Source organism: Paenibacillus sp. FSL R5-0928 (assembly GCF_037970385.1).
GTDB lineage: Bacteria > Bacillota > Bacilli > Paenibacillales > Paenibacillaceae > Paenibacillus_AQ > Paenibacillus_AQ odorifer.
In genome coordinates, this window is record NZ_CP150225.1 from 1,570,426 (window position 1) to 1,583,623 (window position 13,198).

The window sequence follows — 13,198 nt, forward strand, 5'->3', positions numbered from 1 at the left end:
CATCCTTGCTTGGTATGCTACTCTATTCCTTTTGCAGGAACGGCAGAAGAATCTTCATCCGGGTATATTGGCCCGACTCACTCTCAATCGAAAGACCGTAATTATCCCCAAATGCCAGGCGCAAACGTTCATTTACGCTGCGGAGTCCAATATTCTCGGGCATTTCTTTGCTTCCGTCACTGGATTCGACAGAATCGTGGAGATTTCTTCTTCCTTCATCCCTACACCGTTGTCTTCAATCGTAACTAGAATATCGGCGAATCCACTTTTGGCCACCTTAATGAGAATTTCTCCTCTGCCTTTGGGCTCAATGCCATGGAAGATGGCGTTCTCGACCAGGGGCTGGAGCGTGAATCGTGGAATTAGGCCGGTTAGCAGTTCCTCGTTGTCAATCTCCTTTACCATAGAGACCGTACTGCCATAGCGGTATTTCTGAATCAGAAAATAATCATCCAGCAGGCTCAGCTCATCCTTCAGCGGCATCAGTCTACGGTTGTCTTTGGCGATGCTGCGCAGCAGTCTAGATAGTGAAGTGGTCATTTCTGCGATGCCGGTAGCATTCTGAATTGTAGCCATCCATTTGATCGAATTCAGTGTGTTGTACAGGAAATGGGGATTGATCTGACTCTGCAGCATCCGGTATTCCAGCTCCTGTTTCTGTTTCTCGTCAGCGAGCCGGCTGTCCATAAGCGCTACGATATCTTGGGACAGGCGGTTAATACCCCGTCCGACATCGCCAAGCTCGCTGTTCCATTCGATATTGCGGTCCAGCAGGAAATTGCCCTGGGCGATCTTATCAATCCGCTTCTTCAGTTTTTCCACCGGAAGACTGATGGTACGGGTCAGATACAGCGTAATGATAGCGCTTAAGACAATAACCAGGAGACAGACGCCGAGCATAACCAGAATCCATATATTTGTCTTGGGAGCGAACAGGTCATTGGATAAAGTCTGTGACAGAATGACTCCGCTGCGTACGGGATAAGATACCACGATATGGCTCTCTTTCTCGTCCGCCAGCTTGACCATGGACAGCTCGGTTTGCGGACCGACAGGTTTATCATTGGTATAGGCCACCGGTTCATACGGCTCTGCAATGGCGATGACCTGATCGCCGATGAGCTGATAATGATGATTGCCGAGCGTCAGCAGCAGCCGGGAATTCTTCGGCAGGGAGTACCCTTTCAGCTTGTCGGTAATAACAGTGGTATTCGCTAACAGGTACACTGTTCCAACGCGGGAAGCTCCTTTGCCGTAAATAGGAAAAACAAAAGGAATTCCGTTCGTGTTGGAGAGCGGGTCCTTGATCACCCGGTCCCATTTCTCCTCGGCATCGTTGCTAAGGCCGGTAATTTGACCGATATTGTGTATGGTAAGCGGAACAGAGGTGCCGGTTTTATCCACCTGCAGAAACTTTCCGTTGCTATCCGTAACAATCAGACGGCGGGCATAGCTGTTGGAGCGGTTGTTCAGGAAGTCCTGCTGCATCGAGTTGAATACATTAACTGCTTCCTTAGAGCTAGCCTTAGGTGAGCTGAAGTAGTCTGTGATCAGGGTATTAGTAGAAGAGTTAGTGCTGCAGGTCATCGCCAGCGATGACAGATCAATCAAATCCTGTTCAATAATATGGGATACCAGCTGCAGATTGAACTCGGTCGCCTGGATGGTTGTTTTACGCTGATAATAAGTAATTAATTCATAGCTAAAAAAAGACAGCAGCGACGCTATCAGCAGTGCGAATACGGCCATGAGCAGAATAATGCGACTTTTAATGGTGGATTTTCTTACCGTATTTAACACTCCTCTACAAAATGTGAAAACATATAAAGCGTTTTCATATACCATAGCATATTCCTGCGTTCCGATACAGGGGGAGGTACATAAGCTGAATATTTTACATGTTTTAGATAGAAAATTACAGGTTTGAACCGGAGCAGGGAAGAAGAACACAGAAAAGTGAATGAACTTTGTTTGATAATGCATGCCATTCTTGCGGAAAAAGCTATAAACTTTGAACTAAGCTCAGAAGAGCCGATCGTAGTTACACAATCAGAAGAAAAGGGGATATTTAAATGAAACTGAAAAGATTCTATGGCATAACCCTCGCCACAGTATTCTCCATGAGTCTGCTGGCTGGATGTTCTGGTAATAACAACAACGAAGGTGCTGCTGCAACGACAGCTCCAGCAACGGGGAATTCTGCAAACGCTTCCGCTGAACCGAGCCAGGAGCCTGTGACTTTGAAATGGGCCTTGTGGGATTGGGAAGCTACCGCTTACTACAAGCCGCTAATCGATGCCTATAAAGCTGAGCATCCGAATGTAACGATCGAATATGTCGATCTGGGGTCGACGGACTATATGACCATGTTAAGCACACAACTGTCCGGTGGCGCAGATCTGGACGTACTTACAATTAAAGATATTCCGGGCTACTCGAACCTTGTGAAACAGAATCACCTGGAGCCGCTTAAAAGCTTTATGAGTGGCAACGCTATTGATCCTTCGGTATATGGAGGTACTGTAGAACAAATCGAAGTGAACGATGAGGTGTATGCGCTTCCTTTCCGCAGCGATTTCTGGATTCTCTACTACAATAAAGATTTGTTCGACAAAGCAGGAGTGGAATATCCAAGCAATGATATGACATTCGAGCAATATGATGAGTTGGCCAGAAAAATGACTTCTGGCAGCGGTTCTGAAAAAGTGTACGGAGCTCACTACCATACTTGGCGTAGTGCGGTTCAACTGTTCGGTATTCTGGACGGCAAGAACACTGTTGTTGACGGAAACTACGATTTCTTGAAGCCAACCTATGAGCGGATCCTGAAAGAACAGGAAGACGGCATCGTAATGGATTACGCCACACTGAAGACTTCAAGCACGCACTATTCTGGCGTATTCTACAATAATTCCGTTGCTACTATGAACATGGGCAGCTGGTTTATCGCTACACAGATTGAGAAAGTGAAGAGCGGCGAGTCCCAATCGGCTAACTGGGGCATTGCGAAATACCCTCATCCGGATGGTGTGGAAGCCGGTACAACCCTGGGTACAATTACTTCTCTGGCTGTAAATCAGAAATCCAAACATAAAGAAGCAGCACTTGATTTCATGAAATTCGTGACTGGTGAAGAAGGCGCTAAAGTTATTGCTTCCACCGGAACCATTCCAGCGATTAAGAATGATGAAGTTATCAATTCCATTACTTCCATCGAGGGCTTCCCTGCGGATGAGAACAGCAAAGCGGCACTGACTACTGTTAAGACTTATCTGGAAATGCCTATGCATGAAAAGAGCGCGGACATCGAAGTTATTTTGAATGAAGCGCATGACAATATTATGACTAAAAATGCTTCGATTGACGAAGGTTTGGATGATATGAATGCTCGCGTACAGCAGCTCTTGAATAATTAACCTTAAGAGAGCCGGTTCTAAGGGCGGGTGAAAGCCCGCCTTTTATATTAAAGCGTATAGATTTGTGGGGAAGTTTTAGAAGGTTTGGAGGAGAAAGAATGCAGAACGAAACCATATTGGGTACAAAAAAGATCCCTAAACGTCATTTGTCAAAAGGTGTCCGGGAAAACCTGGTAGCTTACAGCTTCATTGCGCCGAACTTTATCGGATTTGCCCTGTTTACACTGGTACCTATGTTTTTTGCCTTTATCCTTGCTTTTGTGAAATGGGACGGGGCCAATCCAATGAAGTTTATCGGGCTGGACAATTTCACCCGGTTGATCAGAGATACAACATTTCACAAAGCATTATGGAATACCATTGTTTACACTATTGGCGTAGTACCGTTCACCATGATTGTCGCGCTGGCGCTGGCGCTGGCGATCCTGCTTAATCAAAAGATAATGGCCCGCAATTTCATGAGAACCGTATTCTTTTTCCCTTATGTAGCATCCCTGGTGGCCGTTGCTGCTGTATGGAACTTTATCTTCAGTCCTACGATGGGTCCGATCAACAATATCCTGCATACCCTTACCGGTATCCCGCTGGAGGATCTTCCCCGCTGGGCGGCGGATAAACACTGGGCGATGTTCACAGTAATACTGTTCACAGTGTGGAAAAACATGGGTTATTACATGGTTATTTACTTGGCAGGTCTTCAGGGCATCAACCCTGAATTGTATGAGGCTGCTGAACTTGATGGTGCGGGCGCTTGGAGAAGATTCCGCAATGTGACGGTCCCTCAACTGGCGCCTACCTCTTTCTTTGTTCTGATGATTCTAGTCATCAATTCGTTCAAAGTCTACGATATCTTTATCAACCTATTTGCCGGCGCCGATAACCAGTTGAATGATTCTACAAGGGTTATGGTGTATCAAATCTACAATACGGCGTTCCGCTCGCTTGATTACGGATATGCCAGCGCCATGGCCATTGTATTGTTTCTGCTGGTACTTGGCATCACCATCGTCCAGTTCCGCGGCGAGAAGAAATACGGACAATAGGAGGATTCAAAAGATATGGTTGGTAAAAGTAAAGGACTTAGAATCAGCCTTATGGTTCTTGTGTATATTTTGTTGTTTGCGACAGTACTGGCGATGCTGGTTCCGTATATATGGATGTTGTCTTCTTCACTCAAGATGAACAAAGATGTGTTTTCCTTCCCAATGCAGTGGATTCCACAGAATCCGCGCTGGGAGAATTTCGCGGATATCTGGACACGCATTCCGCTGGGCCGTTTTATTTACAATACGGCGAAATTATCGATTATCGTAACGATTCTACAACTACTGACTTCCAGCTTTGCTGCGTATGCGTTTTCCAAACTGCATTTCCGGGGAAAAAACATTCTATTCCTTGGATATATTGCAACAATTGCGATCCCTTGGCAGGCTTACATGGTGCCGCAATTTATCCTGATGCGTTACATGGGGCTTAACAACACGCATTTGGCAATCATACTGCTGCAGGCATTCTCGGCATTTGGAGTATTTCTGATGCGCCAGTTCTATCAAGGTGTTCCGGATGAATTATGCGAGGCTGCCCGTATTGACGGCTTGAGCGAATATGGAATTTGGGCGCGAATCATGCTGCCGTTGTCCAAGCCAGCATTGTCTACATTGACGATCTTCACCTTTGTCGCCACCTGGAATGACTTCCTGGGGCCAATGATTTATCTGACGGATACGAAACTCAAGACCATCCAAATTGGACTAAGAATGTTCATCTCGCAATATTCCGCCGAATATGGCCTGATTATGGCCGCAAGTGTGGTTTCCATTATTCCGGTTGTAATTGTTTTTCTGGCTCTGCAAAAGTACTTTGTACAAGGTGTTGCAGCATCGGGCATTAAGGGCTAGAACCGTATTTCACCTGGCAGTTGCATTTTTCATAGGCTGCCAGGTTTTTTTATAAGTCAAAGGGGTCTGTATAAATCTAGTGATTATTCGTTTAACAACGAAATGAATACGCTTTCTTTTATTATTGGCCATCAAAGGAGGAGAAGAGAATGAACAGAAGGCACTTTCGTAAAAGGTTTTTCTCAATAACGATGACTACTGCACTCGTAGTTGGGATGTTTCCGGCATTCACTCTGCCTGCAGCCTCTGCTGCTACCGTAAATTCTATCTACGCTGCCGCCCATATGGGGGCTACAACAATTGCAGATACTACTCTGCCAGCCAGCATTGATATCGGAGGCCAGAGCACAGCAGTGAACTGGAATATTGGAGCAGATACCTTTGCCGTGCCATACGATGCCGTGACCGTCAGCGGTACAGCAAACGGGGGGCCGGTCGTTGCCAGTGTGGAAGTTATTCCGCCCGCAAGTAATCCGTTGGTTTACTTTGTGGATAGCGGCAGAGGGGGCGATTCCGTAGGCAACGGGCCTACTTCCTCGCCGCTGTACGAAGCGATTCGCACGCTGAGCGGCAGCGATTTGCTCAACCAGTCCCCCGACCAGAAGTATATCAGCGGTACGGCGGACTGGGGATTTGATGATTCCGTAAACAAGGTTAAGAATTCCAAAGACGGGGGACTTACCGATCCAGCTACTGATCCGTCCCTATGGACTGTCGGACTTCGTGCCGACCCTGCCAGCAATCATATCGTGTATAAATTAAAAGCGCTTGAAGCTGGAACCTATACGCTCAGCAGCGGTTTCCATGATTGGTATGGCAGCCGCTCCCGTGTAATACGTCCTCAGATCGAGTATAAGGATGCTAGCGGGGCAACCAAGACGATCTTGTTTGACCAGTTCAACACTAATGTGACTAAGCTAATTTCAGGCGAATTCACCATTCCTGGAGACATTGACGTTAGTAGTCCAATGACGTTGACTTACGCCTATGTTGCTGACGAAAAACCTATTTTGAGCTGGTTCGCCGTTGCCAAGGGCGGAATCAAGAAACAGATCGAAGAAGCTACACAGAGCGCAGCTTCTATGGTCAAGGTTCTGCTTGACGGCAACGATATCCAAGCTGACAATGTCAACGGCCTCACATTTAAGGGATTTGGCGTACTAAGCGCTAACAGCACCAGTGCGCTTTTGCTGGACTATAAGTCAGAGCATCCAGAGGCTTATGCAGAAATGCTACAGATCTTGTTCGGTGGAGAACATCCGCTCATGACGCATGTGAAAATCGAGATGGGCAATGACCGCAATAACTCCACGGGACCTGACCCGGCGACTATGCGTACGGCCGATGAAGAGGCAAATGTTACCCGGCATCCCGGCTTCCAGCTTGCCGCAGATGCCAAGGCAGTGAACCCTGATCTTAAAGTGAGCATCCTGCGATGGAGTGCTCCGGCCTGGGCGAATAACAACGACAAAATCTATACCTGGTACAAAAAAACCATTCTGGCCGCTTATCGTGAATACGGTTATATGGCCGATTACGTTAATCCTTATATCAACGAGCACGCTCCAGATTTGGCGTGGACCAAACAGTACGCTGAGAGAGTCAAGACTGACAGCGAAGGCTTCAACAGCACCGAAGAGCGGGAACTGTACAACCGGATCAAGTCTGTGATTTCCGATGAAGTCGGGATTGGTAGCTTCGGTGCCAGTATGGTGAGTGATCCTTCTCTGCGGGAAGCTGTGCCGATTGCTGGATACCACTACAACACGGACGACGACAGCGCAGGCAATTTCAAAAAACTCGCAGAACAATATGATATTGAGGTCTGGAACAGTGAGGCGCAGTCTACCTTCAGTAATTCCTCTTTCCGTCCTAACAACAATATGAAAGATCCTACAGTGGCAGGAACCGGCATTGGTGGTGTCGGCAGTCCGCTGGAGATGAGTAACACGATTATTAAAGGATTCGTTAACTCCCGCCGGACGCACTTTATTTACCAGCCAGCCATTGGCTCCTTCTATGAAGGCGGACAATATTCCTTCAAGGAATTGGTCAGCATGCGCGATCCGTGGTCAGGCTGGATTCATTATGATGCGGGTCTTGTTACTCTGCAGCATTACAGCTGGTTTGCGAATGTAGGCTGGGAGAACGAGGATAATACTGCTGGGATCTGGCGAGCGGTTCCTCAAGCCAGCTCCACAGGTGCGGCAGGCACCAATCCGGTCAGCGGCCGCAACGGTTCCCCTAGCTATATAACCCTTGCAGCACCTGATAAAAAAGATTTCTCGACGGTTATCGTGAACGACAGCGAGTATTCCAAAATCTACAAGCTGCAGACAGTCAATATGGCTTATACGGGTAATCCATCCATGGAAGTATGGGAAACCCGTGCTGCTGATGCAGGAGAAGCGTTCAACAGCAATTATATGCAGTATCTCGGTGATATCACTGCTGATGGCAGCGGGGTGTATACCGTTAAAGTTAAACCGTATTCGACCGTGACCGTGTCTACTTTGAAGAACAAGGACAAAGAAGAATATAATACACCGCTGCCTGTAGAAGGCGAGCGTACCGTACTGGATACCGATACTACAGGAGCGGGACACAGTACTGGGGACAACATTCTGTACGCTGATGATTTTGACTATTCTAAGCAAACTGTCGTGAAGATTGGTGCAGGCGGCCAATATGAGGGTACCCAGAGCTATATTGAATCCCGCGGCGGTTCCCAAAGCGTTATCCCGCGTTATACCCATGACCGCAATGGGGCATTTGAGGCCTATCTTCCGGACGGGTCTGACAATTATGTCCTGCGGCAGCAGCTGGACACGGGAACCATGGGGCTTGGCGGCACATGGAACAGCGGAGATCCAGTAACGGCCATCGGCGACAACCGGTGGATGAACTACAAGGCCAGTGTTGATGTTTCGTTCGAAACAAACAATACTCAGGGCGGAGCCAATTATGCTGCGATAGGTGCCCGTTATCAAGGAGGTGGCAGTTCCCACTCCATAACCGGTACACCGTATGTGCTGAAATTCTGGTTCGACGGCGGCTGGCAGCTGCTGGTCAACAATAGCGCAGTTGCGAGCGGAAATGCCGCGAACGGTTCCGGCGGCGTGAAGATCGACGGATTCGATACCGCATATGACGCATGGCATAATATTGCCGTTCAGGTTGCGGGCGATAAAGTGACCGCCTATCTGGATGGGGTGAAGCTGGCTTCCTATACCGATCCTACTCCTGAATTGTCCGGCCGGGTAGATCTGGCCAGCGGCTACTATCACGTCCGCTTCGATAATTTGAAGGTGGAGAAGGTTGAGGGCTACACGCCGTATTATTCAGAGCTTCTAGACAATCTTGAAATGTATGACCTGGCTGCTGCTCCGAACCCTAAATTGATATATACCGGGTCGTGGAGCCATATAAACGGAGCGGGCATGTACATTTACCAGCGTTCTCTTTCTACCAGCCAGGCTGTAGACGCTGCAATGGAATACACGTTTGAAGGTACCGGACTGGATATTCTAGGAGCGAATAACGGATCGGCGAAGCTTGAGGTAACGGTGGACGGAAAAGTTATTACTCTATCGGCTGATACATTAGCTTCCAAGGAGCTGTACCAGACGTACACACTCCGCGGGCTTAAATATGGCCAGCACCATGTGCAAATAAAGGTGGTGAGCGGCACCTTGGTTGTCGATGCGGTGGCGGTTGTTTCCGGGGAAGTAACCGGTACTGTAGATACTGCTGCTCTTCAGGCGGCGGTAACAGCCGCGAAAGAAATGAACAAACAGGATGAATATTCGGACAGAGACTGGCAGCTCTTCGTAGATGCACAGAGCGCTGCACAGGAAGCGCTGGATAATCCTATTTTATACAAATTGGATCAGGAAGGAGTTACTCAGCTTGAAGCACGCCTGATCTCCGCCCAGAACCAGTTGACTACGGGAGATATACGGGAGCTTGTCGCTCCTCAGGATTTGGCTACTTATGCCGGAAAACTGCCGAATCTTCCAGACAAGGTGGAAGCCACTCGGGCAGACGGATCCAAATTGCTGGTATCAGTAAAGTGGAATGTAAATGCGGCCAGCTTCAATAATCCGTATGAACGGGTAGCTGTAACCGGCACTTATGGAAATCTGAAAACAACTTGTTATGTGGAAGTGGTGCCGGAGGGGCTCTTATACTTCCTCGATGCTGGTGTATCGGTGGACGGTATCACGCCGCCGTATACATTAATCAAGGATTTTGTAGGTGACAGCTTGCTTAATAACAAGGCGGATCAGCCTTCGACAGGCAATGGGGTATGGGGGCATACCAGTACTAAGTACCTCCTCAAGGGGCTTGGTGGTGCTGTAGTTCCTTCTGACAAAAGTCAGACAGGTATTTATGGTTCGGATACAAAAAATAATCCACTTGTATACCTGCTCCCTTTGAACGCAGGCAAATATACGATTACGTCATTCCATCGGGACTGGTGGAACAACACCAACCGCACGATGGATATTACGCTCAGCTATATTGACGCTGAAGGGAAAGAAGTGACCAAACCGGTCCGAACCGGCCTCGTCGCAGGTCCTAATGGCGCTATGATTAACTATGACTTCACGCTTCCGGTGAGCGGTACTGTGAAATACTCAATAAACAATACGTATTCAGGCAATCAGGCTGCATTGATCAGCTATGTGGCTGTAGCTAGAGATAAAGCCAGCGTTGCTAATGAGCAGGCTGTAAATGAGGCTAAGAGTATCATAGAAGGTGCGGTATACAGCGTGCAGAAGGAAGCGGCAAACAGCGAAGAAGCTGTCCAGACTTGGCTGCTGCAGACGATACGCGCTCTGCCCGGTCTCAATGATACTGGAGTTGCGATCGGTGAGATTACCTTGTCTTCCTTCCAAGAAGCAACCGATGAGACTAACGGCAGCTTCAGCTTTACGGTATCACTGAGTAAGGGAGAGGCTACAGCGGACAGTTCAGCGAGCGGAACAATCAAGCTGCCGGAGCCGGATACTGTTCAGCCTTTGATTACTCTGTTAGGTGATGCGACAGTGAATTTGCACATCGGTTCTGAATATACAGATGCAGGAGCGACTGCTTATGATGACAAGGATGGTGATATTACAGACCGTATAACTACAACAGTTAGCAGTGAAGTATACGGCTTGACTGCTCTCGATACGGCGAAAGCTGATATTTATACCTTCCATTATAATGTCAGCGATACTGCAGGCAATGCGGCTGCGGAAGTGACAAGAAAAGTAGTCGTTGCACTTGATCCGGATGTAATGAAGCCGGTGATTACACTGCTTGGTGAACCATCCATTCAACTGGAAAATGGCGCAAGCTATACGGATGCCGGAGCCACAGCGGTAGATGACCGTGACGGCGACATTACGGAGCACATTGTAGCAACGATTACGAAGAATGAGGAGAATGTGCTGGCACTGGACACTAAGGCGGCAGGCATCTACACCTATCATTATAATGTGAGTGATGCGGCGGGCAACGCGGCTATCGAAGTGACTAGAACCGTGACAGTGGGCGAAGCAGAGCAACCTCCGGTAGTGACACCAACACCAACACCAACACCAACACCAACGCCGGAACCGGAGCCAACAACAGCACCAACATCTACGCCGGCGCCAACGGAAGCACCAGTGTGGACGGCAGCACCAACGCCAGCAGTCACCCCGTCCCCGGCGCCAACACCGCTGCCGCAGGCCGAAAAGGTTCTTGATCGAAAGGATTTCACGGCACCGGTTGGAGGAGTAATAACGGTTCAGCTTACTGAAGCTACAGAATCCATACTGCTTCCAGCAGGACTATCAGGAATCATCGGAGAGAACACTCTACGTCTGGCTTGGAGTAAGGTTGCTATCGATCTGACCCCAGAAGTGCTGAAGAGCATTCAAGAAAAAGCTATTGGAGGTCAAACGGAGGGGGCGCGAATTAAGCTCTCAGCAGTGAAGGTATCCAGAGATGCTGTGGAACAGTTAATCAATAATCGGGCTGTTAATGGTTCCGTACATTTATCTGCGGCAAGTGATGTGATCAACTTCAGCTTGGAGGTTGTTGCTGCGAACGGCACTGCTGTAACGGTAACTGCTTTTGATAAACCGTTGACACTTACGTTCAACGTAGATCCGGATGCCAATATAAGCTTGCTAGGCAGCTACTATATTTCTGCAAATGGTGCGCTTGATTTCATGCGCGGAACGTTGACTAATGGTAAGTGGACTGCTGAAATACGGCATTTCAGCCAGTATGCGGTCCTGGAATACGATAAGCTGTTCACGGATGTCAGCAGTGACAGCTGGGCTACTAATGTGATTAAGACCATGGCCGCGAAGCATATTATCGAAGGCATTTCCAGTACGGAATTTAATCCGCAAGGGGATGTAACTAGGGCACAATTCGCTGCTATGATTGCACGCGCGCTTGGGCTTAAGGCAGGAAGCCATGCAACATTTGGTGATGTGGATTCCAAGGCCTGGTATGCCGAAGCCGTTGCAGCTGTTAGCGGAGCTGGCATCGTGCTCGGACGAAGTGCAGATTCGTTCGCACCGGATCAGAGCATTACCCGCGAGGAAATGGCTGTGATGATCGTTCGTGCTTATGAATATTTGCAGGGAAGCGGGACCAATGAACCTGCTGTAGGATCGTTCAGTGATTATTCCCGGATTCATGACTGGGCGAAGAGCGCAGCAAATATCGCCGAGCAGGCGGGACTGATCAAGGGACGCGGCAATAAGCAATTCGCGCCACAAGAGACGATGACCCGTGCCGAAGGTGCGCAAGTTATCTCCAATCTGCTGGGATATTTGTAAGTAGCATTTCAAAGAACCTGGCAGGCTGCATTAAGCGGGCTGCCAGGTTCTTTATAGATTTGGAGAGGCAGGGAGTGCTTAGGAAAACAGCGGCCGGAAGTCCAACTATTCACCGCAGTTGCGAGTGCATCTTTTTTTGAAAAATCCTTGAATTTGAGTTTTATAGCTCAGCTCTTTTACCATATTTTCCGGGTGGAATGCCCGTGATGTTCTTGAAGGTACGGATGAAATTGGCATAATCGTTAAAGCCGGACAGATAGCAGGTATCGGATACGGAGTTCCCGGCGGACAAGAGCTGCTTGGATAACGCTATTTTTTTGAGCAAGACGTAACGGTAGATGGTTCCGCCTGTCTGCTGTTTGAACAGATGGCTGAGATAATATTTATCGACGTTCAGTTCTCCAGCGATTTGCTCCAGTGACAGATTTAGATGCAAGTGGTTGTCGATATAGCTCATGGCTGATTGAATATGTGAGGAAATAATGCTGGGCACGGTGGATCGGGTACGGCTGTACAGCTCATTGATGAGGACGAGGATTTGAACCAGGTAGGTCAGAGCCAGAACTTCGCTCCCGTACTGCTTATTCTCTAATGTCTCAATCAGGCGGGAAGCAAGGGCTGTATACTCTGCAATCAGCGGTTCATCCATTTGCGCGAGATTATGCTCTCCGGGCTGGCGGTTCTGGAAACAAGCGAGCAGATTTGTAGATGCGGTACAGAAGGGATAGACAAGTGGAGCTTTGAAATGGATTGTCAACCGTTCATAAGGCTCGGGAGATAAATTGATGATTTTATGAATCTCGTGATTGTTGAACAACAGAACATTGCCCCGCTGCAGGGGATAGCTGAACTGATCTACAAAACCGTTCACCTTGCCGCCCAAGAACAGGAAAATCTCATAGTGATCATGGATGTGAAAATCCCTGGTAGGTGAGATGGGCGAGTTTCCGATACCTGCCAGAATATCTCCATCGAACGGCTCATAATACTGGGCATGCTTCATTGGAATTGCCCCTTTCAGATTGATCACAATATACGCAATAAAACATCATTA

Annotated in this window: 7 protein-coding genes; 4 read left to right on the top strand and 3 right to left on the bottom strand. The window is 48.2% G+C overall.

From position 1 onward, the window contains the following. Positions 1–22: 22 nt before the first annotated feature. Positions 23–163: a hypothetical protein gene (locus MKZ16_RS06895; protein ID WP_256715557.1), complete on the bottom strand. Its 141-nt coding sequence runs from the start codon at positions 161–163 to the stop codon at positions 23–25. After that, on the bottom strand, positions 133–1,749 hold the full coding sequence (locus tag MKZ16_RS06900; RefSeq protein ID WP_339815494.1) for a histidine kinase: 1,617 nt from the start codon (positions 1,747–1,749) through the stop codon (positions 133–135). Before MKZ16_RS06900 ends, MKZ16_RS06895 begins: the two co-directional genes overlap by 31 nt. 323 nt (positions 1,750–2,072) lie before the next feature. Here MKZ16_RS06900 and MKZ16_RS06905 point away from each other — a divergent pair, with 323 nt between their 5' ends. The 4 genes from MKZ16_RS06905 (at position 2,073) to MKZ16_RS06920 (ending at position 12,144) form a co-directional block, all read left to right on the top strand. Continuing rightward, positions 2,073–3,416, top strand: coding sequence for a sugar ABC transporter substrate-binding protein (locus MKZ16_RS06905; RefSeq protein ID WP_038569278.1), 1,344 nt, complete (start codon positions 2,073–2,075; stop codon positions 3,414–3,416). A gap of 98 nt (positions 3,417–3,514) precedes the next feature. Beyond that, a complete protein-coding gene (locus MKZ16_RS06910) occupies positions 3,515–4,459 on the top strand; it encodes a sugar ABC transporter permease (RefSeq protein ID WP_339815496.1) in 945 nt (314 codons plus the stop codon). Positions 4,460–4,474: 15 nt separating this feature from the next. Beyond that, the gene (locus MKZ16_RS06915) at positions 4,475–5,314 is read left to right on the top strand and encodes a carbohydrate ABC transporter permease (protein WP_080742424.1); all 840 of its coding nucleotides are present in this window, start codon (positions 4,475–4,477) and stop codon (positions 5,312–5,314) included. Positions 5,315–5,463: 149 nt separating this feature from the next. After that, positions 5,464–12,144, top strand: coding sequence for an S-layer homology domain-containing protein (locus MKZ16_RS06920; protein ID WP_339815497.1), 6,681 nt, complete (start codon positions 5,464–5,466; stop codon positions 12,142–12,144). A 160-nt stretch (positions 12,145–12,304) separates the two neighbouring features. Here MKZ16_RS06920 and MKZ16_RS06925 read toward each other — a convergent pair whose 3' ends face one another. Next, positions 12,305–13,147 carry an AraC family transcriptional regulator gene (locus MKZ16_RS06925; RefSeq protein ID WP_076107207.1) on the bottom strand — a complete coding sequence of 281 codons (843 nt, stop codon included), beginning with the start codon at positions 13,145–13,147 and terminating at the stop codon, positions 12,305–12,307. Positions 13,148–13,198: the final 51 nt, after the last annotated feature.

Coding starts and splice junctions, on each gene's coding strand:
- MKZ16_RS06895 (WP_256715557.1), bottom strand. CDS start 163: ATGCCCGAGAATATTGGACTCCGCAGCGTAAATGAACGTTTGCGCCTG.
- MKZ16_RS06900 (WP_339815494.1), bottom strand. CDS start 1,749: ATGGCCGTATTCGCACTGCTGATAGCGTCGCTGCTGTCTTTTTTTAGC.
- MKZ16_RS06905 (WP_038569278.1), top strand. CDS start 2,073: ATGAAACTGAAAAGATTCTATGGCATAACCCTCGCCACAGTATTCTCC.
- MKZ16_RS06910 (WP_339815496.1), top strand. CDS start 3,515: ATGCAGAACGAAACCATATTGGGTACAAAAAAGATCCCTAAACGTCAT.
- MKZ16_RS06915 (WP_080742424.1), top strand. CDS start 4,475: ATGGTTGGTAAAAGTAAAGGACTTAGAATCAGCCTTATGGTTCTTGTG.
- MKZ16_RS06920 (WP_339815497.1), top strand. CDS start 5,464: ATGAACAGAAGGCACTTTCGTAAAAGGTTTTTCTCAATAACGATGACT.
- MKZ16_RS06925 (WP_076107207.1), bottom strand. CDS start 13,147: ATGAAGCATGCCCAGTATTATGAGCCGTTCGATGGAGATATTCTGGCA.